Genomic DNA, 21,653 nt, shown 5'->3' on the forward strand with positions numbered 1-21,653 from the left:
GGGGCGGCGGTCCGGCGCGGAGCGCGCCCGGGGGTCAGACGGGCTCGGTGGCCGTGCGGCTCTCGTCCAGCACGAAGGAGGGGTCGACCTGCGCCGCCAGGTCGGCCCCGGTTCTCGCGTTCCCCCAGCTCTGTGCGTTCTTGAGGTGGAAGTGCACCATCTGCCGGGTGTAGCGGTCCCAGTCGCGCCGCTCGTAGGCGGCGTCGGCGGTTCCGTGCAGCGTCTCCAGCGCCTGCCGGGTGGTGGGTTCGAGCGCGTCGAAGCGCGGGGGGCGGCCCTTCTCCATCGCCCGCACCCAGTCGGAGTGACCGACCGTCACGAGCAGGTCGTCGCCCGCCTCCGCGCGGAGGAAGTCGACGTCGTCCGGTCCCTGCACCTTGTTGCCGACCACGCACAGCGCCACCCCGAAGTCCCGGGCGTACTCCTTGTACTGGCGGTAGACGGCGATGCCCTTCCGGGTCGGCTCGGCCACCAGGAAGGTCATGTCGAAACGGGTGAACATGCCGGACGCGAAGGAGTCGGATCCCGCCGTCATGTCGACGACGACGTACTCCTCCCGGCCGTCGACGAGGTGGTTGAGGCAGAGCTCGACCGCGCCGACCTTCGAGTGGTAGCAGGCGACTCCGAGATCCGACTCGGTGAAGGACCCGGTCACCATCAGCCGGACGTCGGAGCCGTCCTCGAGCCGCACGGGCCGGGCGCAGGCGGCGTAGACCGGGTTCTCCTCGCGGACCCGCAGCAGACGGGAGCCGTGGCCCGGCGGGGTGGTCTTGATCATGGTCTCGGCCGTGGCGATCCGGGGGTTGGAGCCGCGCAGATAGTCCTTGATCAGGGGGAGTTCCGCGCCGAGGGCGGGCAGCTCGGCGGCCTCCCGCTCGTCGATGCCGAGGGCCGGGGCGAGGTGCTGGTTGATGTCGGCGTCCACCGCGATCACCGGGAGGCGCTCGGCGGCGAGATGACGGATGAACAGGGAGGACAGGGTGGTCTTGCCGCTGCCGCCCTTCCCAACGAAAGCGATCTTCATGTTCACCAAGGGTAGGTCAAGTGTTGCGCAGGGTGAGTGAAGGTGGTGAGGAAGACCACTCCTTCGAGGGGCGTGGCCGGTGAGTGCGTAGGGTCGGGCGCATGGGTACCAAAGCCGATCCGCTGGCCGCTCTCAGTGCGCTCCCGGGCGTGGCCGACTCCGTGGACTCCGTACGCAAGGCCGTGGACCGGGTCTACGGCCACCGGGTGATGCGACGCCGCAGCAATGAGATCACCTCGGAGGCCGCACTGCGCGGAGCGCGCGGTTCCGCGGCGCTGGCCGGTGCCGACTGGGCGCTGGAGGAGGTGCGGCGGCGCAGCGACTTCGGTGGCGAGGGCGAGCCCTGGACCGTGGGTGCGGCGCTCCGGCTGACCGCGGAGGCGGGGCAGTTGCTCAGTGTGTGGCGGCAGTCGCCGCTGCGGACGCTCGCGCGGCTGCATCTGGTGGCGGCCGGGAGTTCCGCGCCGGAGGGCACGGTGGGCCGTCCGCGGCTCGAGGGTGAGCCGGTGGCCGAGCCGCTGGTCGAACTGCCGCTGCCGGATGCCGACGAGGTCGCCGGACGGCTCGACGGGCTCGCGGAGCTCCTGCTGGCGGGAACGGAGGCGCCGGCGCTGGTGACGGCTGCCGTGGTGCACGGCGAACTGGTGGCGCTGCGGCCCTTCGGGTGGGGCAACGGGCTGGTGGCACGGGCGGCGGAGCGGATCGTGCTGATCGGCAGCGGACTCGATCCGAAGTCGATCTGCCCGGCGGAGGTGGGGCACGCCGAGCTGGGGCGGGCCGCGTACGTCGCGGCCCTGGACGGTTACGTCTCCGGCACCCCGGAGGGCATGGCGGCCTGGATCACGCACTGCGGGCGGGCCGTCGAGCTGGGCGTCCGGGAGAGCACGGCCGTGTGCGAAGCGCTGCAGCGCGGCGCGGCCTGAGTCGACGGTCCGCGGCCGCGCGGCCGGTGAAGAGTTGCGGCGGTACCCGCTCGGGGTACCGCCGCTGGCATGTCGGCCCGGTTACCAGTGCGTGCTCGTTTTTCGCTCATCAGGTCGGGTTCTTTGCCCGTCACCTGGTGCAGCTGGCCCGTAATCGACGGGTCGGCGTCGCGTGGGTGCCCGACTTTCATGCTCCGGTCCGTGGGGCCTTGATGCGTTGAGGAAGATCCTCCCGGATATCCCTGGTCTCGCGGGCCGTTGACTCCTTTCTACTCCTGGGTGCCCGGAAGCGGAACCCCTGGCTGCATATCTTTACTATCGGCTTCAAATGCGGGCATAAGCCGCACGGCGTCGGCCCGCGTACCAGACCAGGCCGGCGGTCGCGGCTGCCGCGCCCACCGCGGCGATGGCCGCGAGGACGGGCCGGGGCGGCAGGGAGAGCGACGGGAGCCGCTCCCTCAGCCGCACCGGACGGCTGAACGAGAGCACGGTCCAGCCCCGGGCCGCCGCCTCCCGGCGCAGCCCGCGGTCGGGGTTGACCGCGTGCGGGTGGCCGACCGCCTCCAGCATCGGGATGTCGGTGACCGAGTCGCTGTACGCGTAGCAGCGGTCGAGGTCGTAGCCCTCGCTCTCGGCCAGCTCGGCGACGGCTTCGGCCTTGGTCGGCCCGTAGGCGTAGTACTCGACCTCGCCGGTGAAGCGGCCGTCCTCGACGACCATGCGGGTGGCCACGACGCGATCGGCGCCGAGCAGCTCGCCGATCGGTTCGACGACCTCGGCGCCCGATGTGCTGACGATCACCACGTCCCGCCCGGCGGTGTGGTGCTCCTCGATCAGCGAGGCGGCCTCGTCGTAGATGATCGGGCCGATGAGGCCGTGCAGCGCCTCCGCGACGATCTCCCGCACCTGCTGTACATCCCAGCCTTTGCAGAGGGCGGAAAGGTACTCGCGCATCCGCTCGGTCTGGTCGTGGTCGGCCCCTCCGACGAGGTACACGAACTGCGAGTAGGCGGTGCGCAGTACGGCCCTGCGGTTGATCAGGCCACCCTGGTAGAAGGACTTGCTGAAGGCCAGCGTGCTCGACTTCGCAATCACCGTCTTGTCGAGATCGAAGAAGGCGGCGGTGCGCGGCAAGAGGTGATTTTCCACGAGGCAGAGCATAGGGGCCCGCCATTCGGCGTAAGCTGTGGCGCGTGGGTTTGCCTGAGAAGGCTCTCGGGTACACCATGGAAGTCACGGATCGTTCGCGACCGTGCTAACCCGGTCCGACTCCTCCCCCCCCGAGTCGGCCGTGGGGACGACCCCCGCTCTCCCCCCCGGCGGGGGTCGTCGCATGTCCGGACGCGTTTTCGCATTTCCTTTCCGGATCTTCTCCCTCCGCTCTCTCTCGCCGCGCGCTGCTCTTCGACTGTCATGACGCGTAACTCATCGTAATCGTTGCGATGCGGAGGGGAAGTCACCGGTATAGGTGACGGGGATATTCACAACCCGCAAGTAGTCCACAGTTTCCGACCAAGATCCACATGATTTCCCGGATCGCCGCACGGTGATTACCCGCGAAGTTCGCGGATGTGAGAGTGCGATGCGAGAGGGGGCGGAGACCGTGGCCGGATCCATTGGTTCACAGGAGCCGCAGACCGCCGGCGGACAACCGCGGCGACCGTTGATCGTCACGGAGGACGAAGCGCTGCTGGACGACCTGTTGCGCCTGTGTGCCGCGGCGGGTGCGGAGGCGGAGGTCTCCCATGGCGTGCCCGTACAGCGGGGGAGTTGGGAGACGGCTCCCCTGGTCCTGGTCGGCGACGACGCCGCGCACCGGCTGCGGGGTCCGTCGCGCAGACCGGGAGTGCTGGTCGTCGGGCGGTGCCTCGACGATCAGGCCGTCTGGCGCCGCGCCGTGGAGATCGGCGCGGATCAGGTGCTGGCGCTGCCGGATGCCGAGGCCTGGCTGGTGGAGCGGATCGCCGACGCCGCGGAGAGCGTCGGGCGGGCGCTGACCGTCGGGGTCGTCGGTGGCCGCGGCGGCGCGGGGGCGAGCACCCTGGCCTGCGCTCTCGCCGTGACCGCCGCCCGCGCCGGGCGGCGCACGATGCTGATCGACGCCGATTCGCTCGGCGGCGGGCTGGACGTGCTGCTCGGCGGCGAGCGGACGGAGGGGCCGAGATGGCCGGCCTTCGCCCAGTCGCGGGGCAGGCTGGGCGGCAGCGCGCTGGAGGAAGCCCTGCCCGAGCTGCGTGGAGTGCGGCTCCTGAGCTGGGATCGCGGCGATGCGGTGACCCTGCGGCCCGAGGCGATGAGTTCGGTGCTGGCCGCTGCGCGCAGGGGCGGCGGGGTGGTCGTCGTCGATCTGCCGCGGCGCGTGGGTGACGCGGAGGCGGAGGCGTTGGCGCAGCTGGATCTGGGCCTGCTCGTGGTGCCCGCGGAGCTGCGGGCGGTTGCCGCCGCGCACCGGGTGGCGGCCACGGTGGGCACGGTCCTGGATGATCTGCGCGCCGTGGTGCGGGGGCCGTGCGGTCCGGGCCTCCACAGCGAGGAGATCGCCCGGCTGTTGGGGATTCCGCTGGCCGGGGAGCTCGCCCCGGAGACCGGGCTGTCGTCCGGCGGAGGTGTGCCGCCCGGCAGCAGTGTGCGGGGGCCGCTCGCGCGGTTCTCCGCGGACTTCTGGGAGCGGGCCCTCGCATCCACAGGTGGGGCCGCACCGGCCGGGCGCCCGGGAGGTGGCGTCGGATGACGGCGACGAGCCGGGTCACGGATGTGGCGGTGCCGCTGGTGGACGCGGTGCGGCTGAGGCTGGCGGAGAGCGGGGCCGAGCCCACTCCGGCAGCGGTGGCGGCGGCGTTACGCGCGGAGGGGCGGCTGCTGGGGGACACCGAAGTGCTGCGCGTGGTGACGCGCCTGCGGTCCGAACTCGTGGGCAGCGGGCCACTGGAGCCACTGCTCGCGGAGCCGGAGGTGACCGATGTCCTGGTCACCTCCCCGTCCGAGGTCTGGGTGGACCGCGGGCGGGGGCTGGAGCGGTCCGATGTGTCCTTCCCCGATGCGGCGGCGGTCCGTCGGCTCGCCCAGCGGCTTGCCGCGGTGGCCGGGCGGCGGTTGGACGACGCACGGCCGTGGGTGGACGCCCGGCTGCCGGACGGCACTCGGCTGCACGCGGTGCTGCCACCGGTGGCCGTCGGCTCGACCTGCCTCTCGCTGCGGGTCGTACGGCCCAGGGCGTTCGGGCTGGCCGAACTCGTGGACGCGGGGACCCTGCCGGTCGGCGGGGAGCGGCTGCTGCGGCAGATGCTGGAGTCCCGGCTGTCCTTCCTGATCAGCGGAGGGACCGGATCGGGCAAGACGACACTGCTCAGCACCCTGCTGGGGCTGGTCGGTCCGGACGAACGCATCGTGCTGGCCGAGGATTCGGCGGAGCTGCGGCCCGACCACCCCCATGTGGTCCGTCTCGAAGCGCGGCCCGCGAACCAGGAGGGGACCGGCCGTGTCACGCTGCGCGATCTGGTGCGTCAGGCGCTGCGCATGCGGCCGGACCGGCTCGTGGTGGGCGAGGTCCGCGGCGCGGAGGTCACCGACCTTCTCGCCGCCCTGAACACCGGTCACGAGGGCGGCTGCGGAACGGTGCATGCCAACGCCGCGGCGGACGTGCCCGCCCGGCTGGAGGCGCTCGGTTCGGCGGCCGGACTCGACCGGGCGGCGCTGCACAGCCAGTTGGCGGCCGCCCTGTCGGTCGTGGTGCATCTGGTCCGGGACCGCACCGGACGCCGGCGCCTCGCCGAGGTGCATGTGCTCGAGCGGGACGGGGCCGGACTGGTCAGAACGGTGCCGGCCGCAGTCTGGGGTGCCCAGGGCTTCGCGCGCGAGCGGGGCTGGGAGCGGCTCGGCCGGCTGTGCGCCCGCGGCGGTGATGCCTGGTGACCGGCGGCCTGATGACCGAGGGAGCGGTCACCGGGGCGAACGCCGCCCCGGCGTATGCGGCGGTGCTCTGTGCGGGCCTGGCCGCGCTGCTCCTGGGCGGACGGGACACGGAGCTGCGGAGAGCCCGGCTGCTGTTCGCCGACGGCGCTGGGACGACCTCCGGCCGCGTCCGGCTCCCCGGGGCCCGGGAACGCTGGGCGATCGAGGCCCGCAGGCGCTGGAAGGCCCTGCCGGGCGGGCAGCCCGGGCCGGAGCTGTGGTGCCTGCCCGTCGGGTGCCTGGTGGCGCTGCTCGGCGCCTCGCTGCTGCCCCTGCCGGCGGCGATCGTCGCCGTGCCCCTGGTGCGCCGGTGGCTGCGGAGCCGGGAGCGCGGGCGGGCCCGTGACTCCACGGCGGCGCGGGTGATCGAGCTGTGCGCCGGAGTGGCGGGCGAGTTGCGTGCCGGGCGCCAGCCCGACGAGGCGCTACGGATCGCTGTGTCCGGGACTCTCGGGACGGCAGAGGGCACGGTGACGGCCGCCGCACGCTTCGGTGGTGATGTGCCGGCGGCGCTGCGGAAGGCCGCCCGACAGCCGGGGGCCGAGGGGCTGCTGGGCGTCGCGGCGTGCTGGCAGGTGGCAGCCGACAGCGGAGCGGGGCTGGCCGCCGGGCTGGAGAGGGTGGCCGACGCGCTGCGTGCCGAACGGGCGCAGGGCGAGGAACTGGAGGCCCAGCTCGCCGGCACGCGAGCGACGGCGGTGATGCTGGCTCTCCTGCCGCTCGTCGGGCTGTTGATGGGCTCGGCGCTCGGCGCCGAACCGCTGCGCGTGCTGCTGCACACTCCCGCCGGTTGGATGTGCCTGCTGGTCGGCGGAGCGCTGGAGTACGCGGGGCTCGTCTGGACGGCCCGCGTCGTACGGGCCGCGTCGGGCCGACGCGGTGCGGGGACCGGATGACCGGCGAGGGGGCCATGGCCCTGGCGGGAACGGCCGCAACCGGTGCCGTGGCCGTCCGGTTCTCGGTGGCGGCGGTCCGCCGCCGGCGGGGGCGTGCGGTACGCGGACGGCTCGGGCGCGTGCTCGGCTCGGGCGACGTGGCGCCGCGTCGGCGGGACCGCCTGCGGGGGTGGTTCGCCGCGTCGACGGGGCGTTCCGGTCGCGCGCTGCGGGAGCGGTGGCCCGCACCGGCCGTCGGACTGACCGCCTTCGTCCTGGTGGGCGGCGTGCCGGGCTGCCTGGCCGGGGCCGCAGCGGGGTACGGCGTGCACCGATGGCGGCGGAGCCGCTCGGAGCGGACCGTGGTGACGGAGGACGCCGAGGCCGTGTCCCGTCAACTTCCCCTGGCCGCGGACCTGCTGGCGGCGTGTCTGGCTGCCGGAGCCGGGCCGCGCGAGGCGGCGGACGCCGTCGGGAGGTCCCTCGGCGGACCGGTCGGTGACCGGTTGGCGCGGACCGCTGCCGAGCTGAGGCTCGGCGCCGAACCCGCCACGGCTTGGGGCCGGCTCGGCGCACTCGCCGGTGCGCGCGGACTGGCGCGCTGCCTGGAGCGAGCCCAGGCGACGGGAAGCCCCGCGGTGCAACCGGTGACGCGGGTGGCGGCGGAGTGCCGGGCCGAACGGGCACGGACCGCGACGGCCGGGGCACGGCGAGCCGGTGTGCTGGCCACCGCGCCGCTGGGGCTCTGCTTTCTCCCCGCCTTTCTGACGGTCGGTGTGGCCCCGGTGCTCATCGGCCTGGCAACCGGCTTGCTGAACGGCCACTGACGGGTGGCGAGGAAAGGGCTCGGCGTGCGGAGGCGCCACAGACCGAGCGGCGACGGCGCAGCGACGACGGAAACCGGAACCGGAACCGGAACCGAAACCGGAACCAGAAGGGGAAGAGGCAACCGACGATGGGGGCAGAGATGTTCAAGAGGATCGGTGCGCGGTGGCGGAGGCTGCGGTGCGCGCCACAGGACCAGGGGATGACCACGGCCGAGTACGCGGTCGGGACGGTCGCGGCATGCGGATTCGCTGCCGTCCTCTACAAGGTGGTGACCAGCGGGGCGGTCTCCGGGGCACTCCAATCGATCATCGGAAAGGCGCTCGATGCGCCGTTCTGACCGGGGGTTCGTGACGGCCGAGGCGGCGGTGGTGCTGCCCGCGCTGGTGCTGTTCGCCGTGGCACTGCTGTGGGGGCTGATGGCCGCCGCGGCCCAGATCCGGTGTGTGGACGCGGCGCGGGCGGGAGCGCGCGCCGCGGCCCGGTCGGAACCGCCGGAGGCCGCGCTGGCCGCCGCCCGAGCGGCCGCTCCACGGGGAGCGGAGGTGGCTCTGGAGCGTGAGGGGGATCAGGTGCGGGTACGGGTCGTGGCGCCCACGGCGGGGCCTCGCGCCCTGTCCCTCAGCCTTCGGGCGGAGGCCGTGGCGCTGTCGGAGGACCGGAGGTCGGGTTCCGGGGCGGGCGCCGCCGGGGTGGGGTCTGTATGAGGACGTGGCCGCGGGACTGGATACGGGAGCGACGTGATGGCGGGGGCCTGCAACCGGGCCAGGGGAAGGGAACGGCAACCGTGACCGGCCAGAGGCCGGCGGCTGAGACAGGCCGAGGGGCGGTGGCCGAGCCGTCTGCCGGGACCGCTGGGACCGCCGGGATCACCGAGCCCACCGAGCCCGAGCCCACCGAGCCCACCGAGATCACCGCGCCCACCGAGCCAATCAAGCCCACCGGGATCACCGTGATCGACCGGGGGTCGGCCACGGTGTGGACGGTGGTGTTCACCGCGGCGCTCTGTGCGGTGTTCACAGCGGTGCTGGGCATGGGAGCGGCGGTGACCGTACGCCACCGGGCGGGCGGAGCAGCGGACCTGGCCGCGCTCGCGGCCGCTGATCATGCCCTGGATGGCCAGGAGCCGGCCTGCGCCATAGCGCGGCGGATCGCGGTGGCACAGGGCGCACGGGTGGTCCGGTGTGCCGTGGCCGGAGAGGTCGCCGATCTCACTGCGGAGGTGCGGGCCGGGCCGTTCAGCTCGCGGATCCGGTCGCGGGCGGGTCCCCCGAGCGGGCGAACCACGCCTGTTCTCCCCGCTCCACCGCACGCCCGGCGAGCCGGGTGGACCGGAGCTACGCCTGTTCGCCGGAGTCTCCGGGATGTCCGGAGCTCCTCGGCCGATCGGAGTGGCCCGCCGGTGGCCCCGGCGGCGACCCCATCGGTGGCCGGGCCGGTGGCTCCGTTGACGGCCCTGACGCCCAGGCCGGCCCACCGACTGCGTCCGTCGGGGCCGGGGCCGCCCCCGTGGCCTCGCCCGGCTGTGACGAGTCCTCCGGCGGATCTTCCGGTGCCGCGGAGAGGAGTGTGGTGAGCAGCCGTACGGCGGCTCGTTTGTGCAGCGGGTCGTTGCCGTTCCCGCACTTCGGGGACTGGATGCAGGACGGGCACCCCGCCTCGCACTCACAGGAGGCGATGGCCTCCCGTGTGGCCCGTAGCCAGCGCTCCGCGGTGTGGAAGGCGCGTTCCGCGAACCCCGCGCCGCCCGGGTGGCCGTCGTACACGAAGACCGTGGGCAGCAGGGTGTCCGGGTGCAGCGGCACCGAGACCCCGCCGATGTCCCAGCGGTCGCAGGTGGCGAAGAGCGGCAGGATGCCGATGGAGGCGTGCTCGGCGGCGTGGAGGGCCCCCGCCAGCTGCTCCGGGGCGACCCGGGCGGCGTCGAGCTGGTCCTCGGTGACCGTCCACCAGACCGCTCGGGTGCGCAGGGTCCGGGGCGGCAGATCCAGCTTGGTCTCGCCCAGCACCTCGCCCGTGACGAGTTTCCGGCGCAGGAAGGAGACGACCTGATTGGTGACCTCGACCGAACCGAAGCACAGCCGGGAATCGCCCCAGGGGATCTCGGTCGTGGTGTCCAGAACGGAGATGGCCGTGGTGTCGCGGGCGGTGGTGGAGTACGGCGGGTCGGACGCCTCGACGAGGGCGACGGAGTCGTGGAGGTCGAGGTGCTTCACCACGTAGGTGCGCCCCTGGTGGAGGTGGACCGCGCCGTCGTGGACGGTGGTGTGTGCGGCGCCGGCGTCCACGGTGCCGAGGAGGCGCCCGGTCGCCTCCTCCACCACATGGACGGGGTCGCCGCCCTCGCCGCGGATGTCGGCCAGGTCGGCCGCCCGTTCGCGACGCGGCCAGTGCCAGGCGGTCGCCCGGCGCCGCAGCAGCTTGCGCTGTTCCAGCTGCGGTATGAGATCCGGCGCGGCCGGACCGAAGAGTTCCAGGTCGGCCTCGGTGAGCGGGAGCTCGGCAGCCGCAGCACACAGGTGGGGAGCGAGCACATACGGATTGTCCGGGTCGAGCACCGTGGACTCGACCGGCCGCTGGAAGAGGGCCTCGGGATGGTGCACCAGATAGGTGTCCAGCGGGTCGTCGCGGGCGACGAGGACCGCGAGCGCCCCCTGACCCGCCCGGCCCGCCCGGCCGGCCTGCTGCCACAGGGACGCCCGGGTGCCGGGGTAACCGGCGACGAGCACCGCGTCGAGCCCCGCGACGTCCACGCCCATCTCCAGCGCCGTGGTGGCCGCCAGCCCCAGCAGCTCGCCGGAGTGGAGGGCACGCTCCAGGGCGCGGCGTTCCGCGGGGAGGTAGCCGCCGCGGTAGGCCGCGACCCGGCCGGGCAGGGAGCGGTCGACCGCCGCCAGCCGCTCCTGGGCGATCAGGGCGATCAGCTCGGCCCCGCGCCGTGAGCGGACGAAGGCCACGGTACGGACGCCCTGGACGGCCAGGTCGGTGAGCAGGTCCGCGGTCTCGGCGGTGGCGGTGCGCCGTACCGGCGCGCCCTGTTCGCCGTGGAGCTCGGTCAGCGGCGGCTCCCACAGGGCGAACACCAGTTCCCCGCGGGGGGAGGCGTCCTCGGTGACCTCGGCCACCGGGAGGCCCGTGAGCCGGGAGGCGGCCCGAGCCGGGTCCGCCGCGGTGGCGGAGGCGAGCAGGAACACGGGCTCGGAGCCGTAGCGGGCACAGACGCGGCGGAGCCGGCGCAGCACCTGCGCGACATGCGAACCGAACACTCCGCGGTAGGTGTGGCACTCGTCGATCACGACGAAGCGCAGCGACCTCAGGAACGACGACCAGCGGGGGTGGGCGGGGAGGATGCCGCGGTGCAGCATGTCGGGGTTGGTCAGCACGTAGTTCGCGTACTGGCGCACCCATTCGCGCTCCTCGACGGGTGTGTCGCCGTCGTACACCGCTGGGCGCACGGCGGTGCCCAGCGGCGCCGCGAGCTCTGCGACGGCGCGCTTCTGATCGGCGGCGAGCGCCTTCGTCGGGGACAGGTAGAGGGCGGTCGCCCCTCGCCCGTTGGGGGCCTCGGAGCCGTCGAGGAGGGCGCTGAGCACCGGAGCCAGATAGGCGAGCGACTTGCCCGACGCCGTGCCGGTGGCGACCACGACGGAATGTCCGCGCAGAGCGTGCTCGACCGTGTGCGCCTGGTGCTCCCACGGACGGTCGATCCCGGTCTTCCGGATGGCGTCGACGACCTCGGTGCGGATCCCCTCCGACCAGTCCGCATGACGGCCCGCACGCGGGGGCAAGTGCTCCGTATGAGTGATGCGCACAGCCCGATCGGCCCCGGCCGCGAGACGGTCCAGGACCGAGCGCGGGGATGTGCGTACGCCCGCGAAACGCGGGAGTTGATTGTTGGCCATCGGCACCGAGTGTGTCACTGGCGTGACGGAGAATGGACTCAAGGCGTCGTGCGCGCCTGCTGGTAAGTGATTGAATGCCATCGCGGCTGCCGATCCATGGGGGGCGACCGCTCGATGCAAGGTGCTGGAGGATCCGTGGACCTGTCCCTGTCGACCCGGACCGTTGGCGACCGCACGGTCGTCGAGGTCGGTGGCGAGATTGATGTATACACCGCGCCCAAGCTGCGCGAGCAGCTGGTCGAGCTTGTCAACGACGGTAACTATCACCTCGTCGTGGACATGGAGGGCGTCGACTTTCTCGACTCCACCGGGCTCGGCGTGCTGGTCGGTGGCCTGAAGCGGGTGCGTGCCCATGAGGGCTCGCTGCGCCTGGTGTGCAACCAGGAGCGCATTCTCAAGATCTTCCGCATTACCGGTCTGACCAAGGTGTTCCCGATTCACACCTCGGTCGACGACGCTGTCGCAGCCACCGACTGACGGCAGCGTCTCCCGCGGAAGCCACTGGGGGGACCGGGCGATCCTGCCCGGGCCCCCTGAGATGTACGCCCGTACGACCGAGGGGATGGCATGGCCACCGTCGAACTGCTGTTCAGCGCGTTGCCCGAGCATGTCCGCACCGCCCGTCTGGTGGCGGCAGCGGTCGCGCGCCGAGCCGGGGTCGACGAAGCGGTGCTGGACGAGGTGCGCCTCGCCGTCGGTGAGGCCTGCACCCGGGCCGTGAGCCTGCACCAGAGCAATGCCGTGTCGGCTCCCGTCAAGGTCGTGCTCATCGAGGACGAGAAGAAGTTCTCCATCGAGGTGGGCGACGAGGCACCGCACGCCGTCTCGGGTGCGGTCCCCGGAGCCCGCACGGGCGGGGACGGCGGCGCCGAGGACTCCGCAGCGGAGGAAGAGGACGAGATGGGCCTGGCGGTCATCAGCGGCCTCGTCGACGACGTGGAAGTGTCCACCGGTGAAGCAGGCGGGCTCATCCGGATGAGCTGGCCCGCGACCCCCGCGACCATGCTTCCGTAGCCCGAGCCCGAGCCCGAGCCCGAGCCCGAGCCCGAGCCCGAGCCCGAGCCCGAGCCCGAGCCCGAGCCCGAGCCCGAGCCCGAGCCCGAGCCCTGAGGCGGTGCACGTGTGCCGCGCGGCACGCGCCCGCCGCGGTCCGGTCGGCCCGTGGCCGTCGGCCGCCGTGCTCGCTTCCGTGGGCTCTGTGGGCTGTCGGCTTCTTCTACCGCCGTTCTTCTGCCTTTGCTTGTGGATGCACCTCTGGTGCCTGTGCCGTAGATGCACCCCTGGTGCGCGCCTGCCCGTCCCGGACCACCGCACCCAGCCGGCACCCCATCGCACCACTCACGACGCCCGTACGAGCCTCACCCCGCGCCCCGACCCGAACCCCGCCCGGCGCTCGGCCCGCCGTGGTGTGGATCCGGCCCCTCGGCTGTGCCGTCCGGATCGTTCGGCCGGCGGCCGGTCCCGGGAATGGCCACTTCTGTCGCCGGTCCCTCGGGGCGCGCCGAGCGCGCAGTGCTCGCTCGCCCCTGGTGTCGCCGCTGTCGTTTCCGGCCGCTTCCGCCCGTCAACGGCACCCGTCCCCCCGGGGCTCCGTGTGTCACCCGGGTCCCGGGTGTCCGGCTCGGCGGGCCCGCTGAACTGCTCCTTCGGATGCCCGGAGATCCTTTTGTAGATCATTCCGTAGATCATTCAAAGGGCGTCAGTGAATTACCGGCCGTCCCTCCTCCGGGCGAATTCCCGGAGTGATTCGTTTTGATCTTCGCTGGGTACGGGCGAATTCCGGTCACGGCACCCTGTTTTGATCCAGCTGGGCTCCCTACAATCCGTCCACATCTTGAGCTCAGTACGCCTGAGCGTGGCGGCTGTTCCTGTCGTAACCGACAACAGCTGCGCGCCCATGTGCCAAACGTCAAGGAGGACGAATGGCGGGGCCCTTTACCCCTCTGCAGCTGGACCACCCCTCTTCGCTCGCGGCCGCCGTGCTGACCAGTGACAACCGGGTGCTCGTGGCGGTCATCGCCGCGGTCGCGGTGGCCGCGCTCGTCGTCGCCGTGGTGCTCGTACGACAGGTGCTCGCCGCCGGCGAGGGCACCGACAGCATGAAGAAGATCGCCGCCGCGGTGCAGGAAGGCGCCAATGCCTACCTCGCACGTCAGTTGCGCACCCTCGGCGTATTCGCCGTGGTGGTCTTCTTCCTGCTCCTGCTGCTTCCGGCGGACAACTGGACGCAGCGTGCGGGACGTTCCGCGTTCTTCCTGATCGGTGCCCTCTTCTCGGCGGCGACCGGTTACATCGGAATGTGGCTCGCGGTGCGCAGCAATGTCCGCGTAGCGGCAGCCGCCCGGGAGGCGACCCCCGCCGAAGGCGAGCCGGCCAAGGACCTCACCGCGGTTTCGCACAAGGCGATGAAAATCGCCTTCCGGACGGGTGGCGTCGTCGGCATGTGCACCGTGGGGCTGGGCCTGCTGGGCGCCTCCTGCGTGGTGCTGGTCTACGCGGCCGACGCGCCGAAGGTGCTCGAGGGCTTCGGCCTCGGTGCGGCGCTGATCGCGATGTTCATGCGTGTCGGCGGCGGCATCTTCACCAAGGCCGCGGACGTCGGCGCCGACCTGGTCGGCAAGGTCGAGCAGGGCATCCCGGAGGACGACCCGCGCAACGCCGCGACCATCGCGGACAACGTGGGCGACAACGTCGGCGACTGCGCCGGCATGGCGGCCGACCTCTTCGAGTCCTACGCGGTGACCCTCGTCGCCGCGCTGATCCTCGGCAAGGTCGCGTTCGGGGACTCCGGTCTGGCGTTCCCGCTGCTGGTTCCGGCGATCGGTGTGGTCACCGCGATGATCGGCATCTTCGCGGTGGCGCCCCGGCGTTCGGACCGCAGCGGCATGACCGCCATCAACCGCGGCTTCTTCATCTCCGCGGTGATCTCGCTGGTGCTGGTGGCCACCGCCGTCTACCTCTATCTGCCGGCCAGCTACGCGGATCTGAACGGGGTCACCGACTCCGCCATCGCCGGGCACGAGGGCGACCCCCGGGTCCTCGCGCTCGTCGCCGTCGCCATCGGCATCGTGCTCGCCGCGCTGATCCAGCAGCTCACGGGCTACTTCACGGAGACCAACCGGCGCCCGGTGCGGGACATCGGCAAGACCTCGCTCACCGGGCCGGCGACCGTGGTGCTGTCCGGCATCTCGATCGGTCTGGAGTCCGCGGTCTACTCGGCGGTGCTGATCGCGCTCAGCGTGTACGGCGCGTTCCTGCTCGGCGGAACGTCGATCATGCTGGCGCTGTTCGCGGTCGCGCTGGCCGGCACCGGTCTGCTGACCACCGTCGGCGTGATCGTGGCCATGGACACCTTCGGTCCGGTCTCCGACAACGCGCAGGGCATCGCCGAGATGTCCGGCGACGTCACCGGTTCCGGCGCGCAGGTGCTCACCGACCTCGACGCGGTCGGCAACACCACCAAGGCCATCACCAAGGGCATCGCCATCGCCACGGCCGTCCTCGCCGCGGCCGCGCTGTTCGGCTCCTACCGGGACGCGATCGCCACGGCGGTCGCGGAGGTCAACGCCGAGGCCGGGGAGCTGGGGCTGAGTCTGGACATCTCGCAGCCCAACAACCTGGTCGGGCTGGTCCTGGGCGCGTCCGTCGTCTTCCTGTTCTCGGGTCTGGCGATCAACGCCGTGTCCCGGTCGGCCGGTTCGGTGGTCTACGAGGTGCGGCGGCAGTTCCGCGAGCACCCCGGGATCATGGACTACACCGAGAAGCCGGAGTACGGGCGCGTCGTCGACATCTGCACCAAGGACGCGCTGCGCGAACTCGCCACTCCCGGTCTGCTCGCGGTGCTCGCCCCGATCGCGGTCGGTTTCACGCTCGGTGTCGGGGCGCTCGGCTCGTACCTCGCGGGCGCGATCGGTACCGGCACCCTGATGGCCGTCTTCCTCGCCAACTCGGGCGGTGCCTGGGACAACGCGAAGAAGCTGGTCGAGGACGGGCACCACGGCGGCAAGGGCAGTGAGGCGCACGCCGCGACGGTGATCGGCGACACCGTCGGCGACCCGTTCAAGGACACCGCGGGCCCCGCGATCAACCCGCTGCTGAAGGTGATGAACCTGGTGGCCCTTCTGATCGCTCCGGCCGTCGTCAAGTTCAGCTACGGCGACAACGCCAGCGTGGGGGTGCGTGTCACGGTGGCGCTGCTGTCGATCGCGGTCATCGTGGGCGCGGTGTACGTCTCGAAGCGGCGCGGGATCGCCGTGGGTGACGAAGGCAACTCCGAGCGGGTGGCGAAGACCAGCGACCCGGCGGTGGTGTCCTGACTCCGGGCATCCCGATCCGGTCTCCCGGCCGGTCAGTTGGCGGGCGGGCGGCGTGCGTGGAGCACGCCGCCCGCCCGTTTGCCTGTATCGGGCATCACACTCGGCCGTATGGTGCAAATGGCTACAATGCTGATCCTAAGGGATGCCTGACTCGCGGCCCCCTCCCGCGGGGCGTGTATGTTCCGGGGCCGAGAGCCATGGAAGGGACCAATCCGGTGAACAAGAAGCTTGTGGCCGCGCTGTCCGGTGGCGCTGTGCTCGTGCTGGCGCTGTCCGGCTGCAGTGACGACGGCAGCGAGGTCGACGCCTACGCGAAGAAGGTCTGCGACGACGCCCAGCCGCAGCTGAAGAAGATCACGCAGGCCAACCGGGCGATCAAGGACACCGCGGCGGACGGCAAGCCGAAGGACATCAAGAAGACCGACTCGGCCGCCTTCCAGCAGATCTCCGACGGGTACGCAGCCCTGTCCGACTCCGTGGAGAAGGCGGGCACCCCGCCGGTCGACAACGGCGCGCAGATCCAGAAGGACGCGGTCAAGGAGCTGGACGCGACCTCCAAGGCATACGCCGAGCTGAAGCAGCAGTCCGACAAGCTCGACATCAAGACCCGGGGTGCGTTCGCCGACGGGCTGAAGAAGCTCATCGTCGACATCGACCGGGTCAACGAGGTCGGCAACGCGGCGATCAAGAAGCTCCAGTCGGGCGAGATCGGCACGGCTATGGCCAAGCAGTCCAGCTGCCAGCGGAGCGCCAAGGCCCCGTCGGCCGCCTCCTGACGGCCCCGCCCGGTCCGCCGGGAGCCGTCGGCACGGGACAATGGGCCGGTGAGTACGCACAGCCTCCCCACCCCCGATGCCGACCGCACCTCACGGCTGCGTGAGGCGCTCCGGTCGGCCGACTTCACCGCCGACGGGCTCCTCGGACTGCTCGGCGGCCCCGCCTACGCGGCGCTGGCGCGCAGCGAGACGGTCCCCGCGCTGCGGGCCACCCGCGGCGGGTCCCCGCTGGAGACCCTGACCCGGCTGTTCCTGTTGCAGCAGCCGGTGCCGCAGGCGCAGGCGCGGGCCGCACTGCCGGCCGAGGACTGCCTGGCCGACGGCTGGCTGGTGCGGAACGGCGACGAGGTGCGGGCCACGGTGGACGTGCGCCCGTACTCCGGCTCCGAGGACCGGGACTGGTGGATCGTCTCCGACCTGGGCTGCGCGGTCGGCGGGGCCGGCGGCATCGCCTCGGGCGTGGCCGGGGTGCCCCGCTCGCAGCTCGTCCTGGGCGTCGGCGGCGCGTCCACCACGCTGGCCGGGATCACCGTCCGCGAGCCCGTCGCGCGCGCCCTGGATCTCGGGACCGGCTCGGGCGTCCAGGCCCTGCACGCCGCGCACCACGCCGACCTGGTCACCGCCACCGACCTCAACCCGCGGGCCCTGGGCTTCGCCCGGCTCACCCTCGCGCTCTCCGGCGCGCCCGAGGCCGACCTGCGGCAGGGGTCGCTGTTCGAGCCGGTGGCTGGTGAGGAGGGGTACGACCTGATCGTCTCCAACCCGCCGTTCGTGATCTCCCCCCGCTCCGCCGACGGGCCGCGGCTCACCTACCGCGACGGCGGGATGGCGGGCGACGACCTGTGCCGCACCCTGGTCCAGCAGGCCGCCGGCCACCTCAACGACGGCGGTCACCTCCAGCTGCTGGCCAACTGGCAGCACACTCAGGGCGAGGACTGGCGGGAGCGGCTGTCCTCCTGGGTGCCCGCGGGCTGCGACGCGTGGATCGTGCAGCGCGAGGTGCAGGACGTGGCGCAGTACGCGGAGCTGTGGCTGCGCGACGCCGGTGACCACCGCACCGATCCGGCCGAGTACGCGGAGCGTTACGACGCCTGGCTGGCGGAGTTCGCGGCGCAGGGGACCGAGGGCATCGGTTTCGGCTGGATCACCCTGCGCAAGTCGGGCTCGGAGCGCCCGTCGGTGGTGGCCGAGGAGTGGCCGCACCCCGTCGAGCAGCCGCTGGGCGCGGCCGTACGGGACCACTTCGGCCGGCAGGACTTCCTGCGCGCCACGGATGACGCCGCCCTGCTCGCCGGCCGCTTCCGGCTGGCCGACGAGGTGGTGCAGGAGCAGGTCGGGCAGCCCGGCGCGGAGGACCCGGAGCACGTGGTGCTCCGGCAGAACCGCGGGATGCGGCGCGCCACCGAGGTCGACACGGTCAGTGCCGGGTTCGCCGGCGTGTGCGACGGCACCCTCCCGGCCGGCCGGATCCTCGACGCGATCGCGCAGCTCGTGGGCGAGGACCCGGTGCTGCTGCGGGACCGTACGCCCGGGGCGATCCGGCGCCTGGTGGAGCAGGGCTTTCTCGAGCCGGTCCGGGAGGACTGAGGGGTCCTTGCGCCAGGAGCGGCCGATGAGGTCGCTCAGCGTGCGAGGACCCTGAGCCCGGGGCCCGCTCACCCCGGGCTCGCTGTTCACCCGGTGTTCGCCCGTACGCCGTACGGGCGTGACAGGCTCCGACGTCACACGTCGCCGAGGGGACAGGCCATGGAGAGCGGACCCGCGATCTTCGCCGGAACGGCGTTCACGCTGTTCGGGGCCGCCCTGCTGCTGTGGACCGGCGCCCGGGTCACGCTCCGCGCGCCGGTCGCCCACGGAGTGAGCCCCGTCGCATCGACGGCCCTCGCCGTGATCTTCGGGACGGCCTTCCTCACCGCCGGTATCGGCTGCTTCTGCCTGGCCTGATTGCACATATCGGGGCCCCGGATCCGGGTGCCCGTTCGTCCGCCGTGCCTACGGTGCTCCTGTTCGGGCATGCCGGTCCGGGCGGCAGACAGGCCGCTTGTCGGGTTACCGTTCGAGTGGCGTTGCGGGCTTTTCCCGTTTGACACGGGGCCGGGAGGTACCGTCACACTCCGCAGCGTCACCGCAAAGCCGAACCCCCTTGGCGTCGACTGGAGAGAAGAGCGAAGTTGTCCCCGACCAGCGAGACCGCACCAGGCGGCCGCCGACTCGTCATCGTCGAGTCGCCTGCCAAGGCGAAGACGATCAAGGGCTATCTCGGCCCTGGCTACACGGTCGAGGCCAGCGTCGGGCACATCCGCGACCTGCCCAACGGTGCCGCAGAAGTCCCCGCGAAGTTCAAGGGCGAGTCCTGGGCCCGTCTCGGCGTGAATGTCGAACATGACTTCGAGCCGGTCTATGTCGTCAACACGGACAAGAAGTCCCAGGTCAGCAAGTTGAAGGAACTGCTGGCCGAGTCGGACGAACTCTTCCTCGCCACCGATGAGGACCGGGAGGGCGAGGCGATCGCCTGGCATCTCCAGGAGGTCCTCAAGCCCAAGGTCCCGGTCCGCCGGATGGTCTTCCACGAGATCACCAAGGACGCGATCCGCGACGCCGTCGCCAACCCGCGCGAGCTGAACAAGCGGCTCGTCGACGCCCAGGAGACCCGCCGCATCCTCGACCGCCTCTACGGCTACGAGGTCTCGCCGGTCCTGTGGAAGAAGGTCATGCCGCGGCTGTCCGCCGGGCGGGTGCAGTCGGTCGCGACCCGGCTCGTCGTCGAGCGGGAGCACGAGCGCATCGCCTTCCGCTCCGCCGAGTACTGGGACCTGACCGGCACCTTCGCCACCGGCCGCGCCGGTGACACCTCCGACCCCGGCACCTTCGGCGCCCGGCTGACCGGCGTCGACGGGCGCCGGGTCGCCCAGGGCCGCGACTTCGGCTCAACCGGCACGCTCAAGGAGGGCTCCCAGGTCCTGCACCTGGACGAGGCCCAGGCTCGGGCGCTCGCCGCCGCGCTGGAGGACACCGTCTTCTCCGTGCGGTCGGTGGAGTCCAAGCCGTACCGGCGCTCGCCGTACGCGCCGTTCCGCACGACCACGCTGCAGCAGGAGGCCTCGCGCAAGCTCGGCTTCGGTGCCAAATCGACGATGCAGGTCGCGCAGAAGCTGTACGAGAACGGCTTCATCACCTATATGCGTACGGACTCGACCACGCTCTCGGACTCGGCGGTGGCCGCGGCCCGGTCGCAGGTGACGCAGCTCTACGGCGCCGGCTACCTGCCGGACAAGCCCCGTATCTACGCGGGCAAGGTCAAGAACGCGCAGGAGGCGCACGAGGCGATCCGTCCCTCGGGTGATCGTTTCCGCACCCCGGCCGAGACCGGGCTGAGCGGCGACCAGTTCCGGCTCTACGAGCTGATCTGGAAGCGGACCGTGGCCTCCCAGATGAAGGACGCCGTCGGGGACTCCGTGACCGTCAAGGTCGGCGGGCGTTCGAGCGACGGCCGGGACGCCGAGTTCTCCGCCTCCGGCAAGATCATCACTTTCCACGGCTTCATGAAGGCCTACGTGGAGGGCGCCGACGACCCGAACGCCGAGCTCGACGACCGCGAGCGCCGGCTGCCGCAGGTCGGCGAGGGCGACGCGCTCACCGCGGAGGAGATCCGCGCCGACGGCCACGCCACCAAGCCCCCGGCCCGCTACACCGAGGCCTCGCTGGTCAAGGAGCTGGAGGAGCGCGAGATCGGCCGCCCGTCGACCTACGCGTCGATCATCGGCACCATCCTCGACCGCGGCTACGTCTTCAAGAAGGGCACGGCTCTCGTGCCCTCGTTCCTCTCCTTCGCCGTGGTCAACCTGCTGGAGAAGCACTTCGGCGCGCTGGTCGACTACGACTTCACCGCGAAGATGGAGGACGACCTCGACCGCATCGCGCGCGGCGAGGCCCAGCCCGTGCCGTGGCTGCGCCGCTTCTACTTCGGCGAGGAGAGCGAGGCCGCCGGCGCCGAGGGCGACCACCTGCTCGGACTGAAGAAGCTGGTCACCGACCTGGGGGCGATCGACGCCCGCGAGGTGTCCTCCTTCCCGGTCGGCGAGGGCATCGTGCTGCGCGTCGGCCGCTACGGCCCGTACGTGGAGAAGCCCTCCGAGGTCGAGGGCGAGACCGGGCAGCGCGCGGACGTGCCGGACGACATGCCGCCGGACGAGCTCACCGTCGACCTGGCCAAGGAGCTGCTCGCCAAGCCCAGCGGCGAGCGCGAGCTCGGCGAGCACCCGGAGACCGGTCGGCCGATCGTGGCCAAGGACGGCCGCTACGGTCCGTACGTCACCGAGGTGCTGCCCGAGGGCACCCCGAAGAGCGGCAAGAACGCGGTCAAGCCGCGGACGGCCTCCCTCTTCAAGTCGATGTCGCTGGACACCGTCGGGCTGGAGGACGCCGTCCGGCTGCTGTCGCTGCCGCGCGTCGTGGGCACCGACCCCGAGGGCGTGGACGTCACCGCGCAGAACGGCCGCTACGGGCCGTATCTGAAGAAGGGCACCGACTCCCGCTCCCTGGAGAACGAGGAACAGCTCTTCTCGATCACCATCGAGGAGGCCATGGTGATCTACGCGCAGCCCAAGCAGCGCGGGCGCGCCGCGGCCAAGCCGCCGCTGAAGGAGCTGGGCACCGACCCGGTCAGCGAGCGCCCGGTGGTCGTCAAGGACGGCCGGTTCGGCCCGTACGTCACGGACGGCGAGACCAACGCGACGCTGCGCCGGGACGACGACGTCGAGACGATCACGGCGGAGCGGGGCTTCGAGCTGCTCGCGGAGAAGCGGGCCAAGGGCCCGGCGAAGAAGACCGCGAAGAAGGCGGCCAAGAAGGCGCCCGCGAAGAAGGCGACCACGGCCAAGAAGACCGCGGCGAAGAAGACGACCACCGCCAAGAAGACCACCACGGCCAAGAAGACCGCGGCGAAGAAGACCACCACCGCCAAGAAGACGGCCACGGCGAAGACCGCGACGAAGACCGCCGCGAAGAAGGCCGCCACCGCGGAGCCGGCCGAATAGCGGACGGTCCGGAGCACCACCACCG

Annotated in this window: 17 protein-coding genes and 1 pseudogene; 15 read left to right on the forward strand and 3 right to left on the reverse strand. The window is 72.2% G+C overall.

What is annotated here, in order from left to right:
• Positions 1–34: 34 nt before the first annotated feature.
• Positions 35–1,024: an ATP-binding protein gene (locus tag ABT112_RS11210; protein ID WP_351508022.1), complete on the reverse strand. Its 990-nt coding sequence runs from the start codon at positions 1,022–1,024 to the stop codon at positions 35–37.
• 101 nt (positions 1,025–1,125) lie between these two features.
• Between ABT112_RS11210 and ABT112_RS11215 the strand changes: the two genes are divergently transcribed.
• A complete protein-coding gene (locus ABT112_RS11215) occupies positions 1,126–1,947 on the forward strand; it encodes a Fic family protein (RefSeq protein WP_351508024.1) in 822 nt (273 codons plus the stop codon).
• 324 nt (positions 1,948–2,271) lie between these two features.
• Here the strand turns inward: ABT112_RS11215 and ABT112_RS11220 are convergent, their stop codons facing one another.
• A complete protein-coding gene (locus ABT112_RS11220) occupies positions 2,272–3,108 on the reverse strand; it encodes an HAD family hydrolase (protein WP_351508026.1) in 837 nt (278 codons plus the stop codon).
• Positions 3,109–3,529: 421 nt separating this feature from the next.
• Between ABT112_RS11220 and ssd the strand changes: the two genes are divergently transcribed.
• The 7 genes and pseudogenes from ssd to ABT112_RS11255 all read left to right on the forward strand — a co-directional run.
• Positions 3,530–4,678 carry a septum site-determining protein Ssd gene (gene ssd, locus ABT112_RS11225; protein ID WP_351508029.1) on the forward strand — a complete coding sequence of 383 codons (1,149 nt, stop codon included), beginning with the start codon at positions 3,530–3,532 and terminating at the stop codon, positions 4,676–4,678.
• Positions 4,675–5,859, forward strand: coding sequence for a TadA family conjugal transfer-associated ATPase (locus ABT112_RS11230; protein ID WP_351508031.1), 1,185 nt, complete (start codon positions 4,675–4,677; stop codon positions 5,857–5,859). Before ssd ends, ABT112_RS11230 begins: the two co-directional genes overlap by 4 nt.
• A gap of 11 nt (positions 5,860–5,870) precedes the next feature.
• Entirely contained in the window at positions 5,871–6,794 is a 924-nt protein-coding gene (locus tag ABT112_RS11235; RefSeq protein WP_351508033.1) for a type II secretion system F family protein, read from the forward strand.
• Positions 6,791–7,600, forward strand: coding sequence for a type II secretion system F family protein (locus ABT112_RS11240; protein ID WP_351508035.1), 810 nt, complete (start codon positions 6,791–6,793; stop codon positions 7,598–7,600). The genes ABT112_RS11235 and ABT112_RS11240 overlap by 4 nt, the downstream gene beginning before the upstream one ends.
• Positions 7,601–7,740: 140 nt before the next feature.
• Complete coding sequence (locus tag ABT112_RS11245) at positions 7,741–7,938, forward strand: DUF4244 domain-containing protein (protein ID WP_351508037.1); 198 nt, start codon at positions 7,741–7,743, stop codon at positions 7,936–7,938.
• Positions 7,925–8,305 carry a TadE family type IV pilus minor pilin gene (locus ABT112_RS11250; RefSeq protein WP_351508039.1) on the forward strand — a complete coding sequence of 127 codons (381 nt, stop codon included), beginning with the start codon at positions 7,925–7,927 and terminating at the stop codon, positions 8,303–8,305. The genes ABT112_RS11245 and ABT112_RS11250 overlap by 14 nt, the downstream gene beginning before the upstream one ends.
• 203 nt (positions 8,306–8,508) lie before the next feature.
• Positions 8,509–8,871, forward strand: a pseudogene (locus tag ABT112_RS11255) (Rv3654c family TadE-like protein); the annotation flags it as partial.
• Between the two features lie 64 nt (positions 8,872–8,935).
• Here ABT112_RS11255 and ABT112_RS11260 read toward each other — a convergent pair.
• On the reverse strand, positions 8,936–11,581 hold the full coding sequence (locus ABT112_RS11260) for a DEAD/DEAH box helicase (protein WP_351508041.1): 2,646 nt from the start codon (positions 11,579–11,581) through the stop codon (positions 8,936–8,938).
• A 54-nt stretch (positions 11,582–11,635) separates the two neighbouring features.
• Between ABT112_RS11260 and bldG the strand changes: the two genes are divergently transcribed.
• The 7 genes from bldG (at position 11,636) to topA (ending at position 21,628) form a co-directional block, all read left to right on the forward strand.
• Positions 11,636–11,977 (forward strand): anti-sigma factor antagonist BldG, encoded by a 342-nt coding sequence (gene bldG, locus ABT112_RS11265; protein ID WP_014178436.1) that lies wholly within the window; start codon positions 11,636–11,638, stop codon positions 11,975–11,977.
• Positions 11,978–12,067: 90 nt separating this feature from the next.
• The gene (locus tag ABT112_RS11270) at positions 12,068–12,514 is read left to right on the forward strand and encodes an ATP-binding protein (RefSeq protein ID WP_351508044.1); all 447 of its coding nucleotides are present in this window, start codon (positions 12,068–12,070) and stop codon (positions 12,512–12,514) included.
• Positions 12,515–13,422: 908 nt separating this feature from the next.
• Positions 13,423–15,816 (forward strand): sodium-translocating pyrophosphatase, encoded by a 2,394-nt coding sequence (locus ABT112_RS11275; RefSeq protein ID WP_351508046.1) that lies wholly within the window; start codon positions 13,423–13,425, stop codon positions 15,814–15,816.
• 215 nt (positions 15,817–16,031) lie between these two features.
• A complete protein-coding gene (locus ABT112_RS11280) occupies positions 16,032–16,592 on the forward strand; it encodes a small secreted protein (protein WP_351508048.1) in 561 nt (186 codons plus the stop codon).
• Between the two features lie 48 nt (positions 16,593–16,640).
• Positions 16,641–18,179, forward strand: a complete 1,539-nt coding sequence (locus tag ABT112_RS11285; RefSeq protein WP_351508050.1) for a DUF7059 domain-containing protein — start codon at positions 16,641–16,643, stop codon at positions 18,177–18,179.
• A 159-nt stretch (positions 18,180–18,338) separates the two neighbouring features.
• Complete coding sequence (locus tag ABT112_RS11290; RefSeq protein ID WP_351508052.1) at positions 18,339–18,536, forward strand: hypothetical protein; 198 nt, start codon at positions 18,339–18,341, stop codon at positions 18,534–18,536.
• 227 nt (positions 18,537–18,763) lie between these two features.
• Complete coding sequence (topA, locus tag ABT112_RS11295; protein ID WP_351508055.1) at positions 18,764–21,628, forward strand: type I DNA topoisomerase; 2,865 nt, start codon at positions 18,764–18,766, stop codon at positions 21,626–21,628.
• Positions 21,629–21,653: the final 25 nt, after the last annotated feature.

Source organism: Streptomyces sp. NPDC002055 (assembly GCF_040296705.1).
In the GTDB taxonomy this organism is placed as follows: Bacteria; Actinomycetota; Actinomycetes; order Streptomycetales; family Streptomycetaceae; genus Streptomyces.

Excerpts from the sequence above, each read along its gene's own strand:
- ABT112_RS11210 (WP_351508022.1), bottom strand. The coding sequence starts at position 1,024 with ATGAAGATCGCTTTCGTTGGGAAGGGCGGCAGCGGCAAGACCACCCTG.
- ABT112_RS11215 (WP_351508024.1), top strand. The coding sequence starts at position 1,126 with ATGGGTACCAAAGCCGATCCGCTGGCCGCTCTCAGTGCGCTCCCGGGC.
- ABT112_RS11220 (WP_351508026.1), bottom strand. The coding sequence starts at position 3,108 with ATGCTCTGCCTCGTGGAAAATCACCTCTTGCCGCGCACCGCCGCCTTC.
- ssd (WP_351508029.1), top strand. The coding sequence starts at position 3,530 with ATGCGAGAGGGGGCGGAGACCGTGGCCGGATCCATTGGTTCACAGGAG.
- ABT112_RS11230 (WP_351508031.1), top strand. The coding sequence starts at position 4,675 with ATGACGGCGACGAGCCGGGTCACGGATGTGGCGGTGCCGCTGGTGGAC.
- ABT112_RS11235 (WP_351508033.1), top strand. The coding sequence starts at position 5,871 with ATGACCGAGGGAGCGGTCACCGGGGCGAACGCCGCCCCGGCGTATGCG.
- ABT112_RS11240 (WP_351508035.1), top strand. The coding sequence starts at position 6,791 with ATGACCGGCGAGGGGGCCATGGCCCTGGCGGGAACGGCCGCAACCGGT.
- ABT112_RS11245 (WP_351508037.1), top strand. The coding sequence starts at position 7,741 with ATGTTCAAGAGGATCGGTGCGCGGTGGCGGAGGCTGCGGTGCGCGCCA.
- ABT112_RS11250 (WP_351508039.1), top strand. The coding sequence starts at position 7,925 with ATGCGCCGTTCTGACCGGGGGTTCGTGACGGCCGAGGCGGCGGTGGTG.
- ABT112_RS11260 (WP_351508041.1), bottom strand. The coding sequence starts at position 11,581 with ATGGCATTCAATCACTTACCAGCAGGCGCGCACGACGCCTTGAGTCCA.
- ABT112_RS11270 (WP_351508044.1), top strand. The coding sequence starts at position 12,068 with ATGGCCACCGTCGAACTGCTGTTCAGCGCGTTGCCCGAGCATGTCCGC.
- ABT112_RS11275 (WP_351508046.1), top strand. The coding sequence starts at position 13,423 with ATGGCGGGGCCCTTTACCCCTCTGCAGCTGGACCACCCCTCTTCGCTC.
- ABT112_RS11290 (WP_351508052.1), top strand. The coding sequence starts at position 18,339 with ATGGAGAGCGGACCCGCGATCTTCGCCGGAACGGCGTTCACGCTGTTC.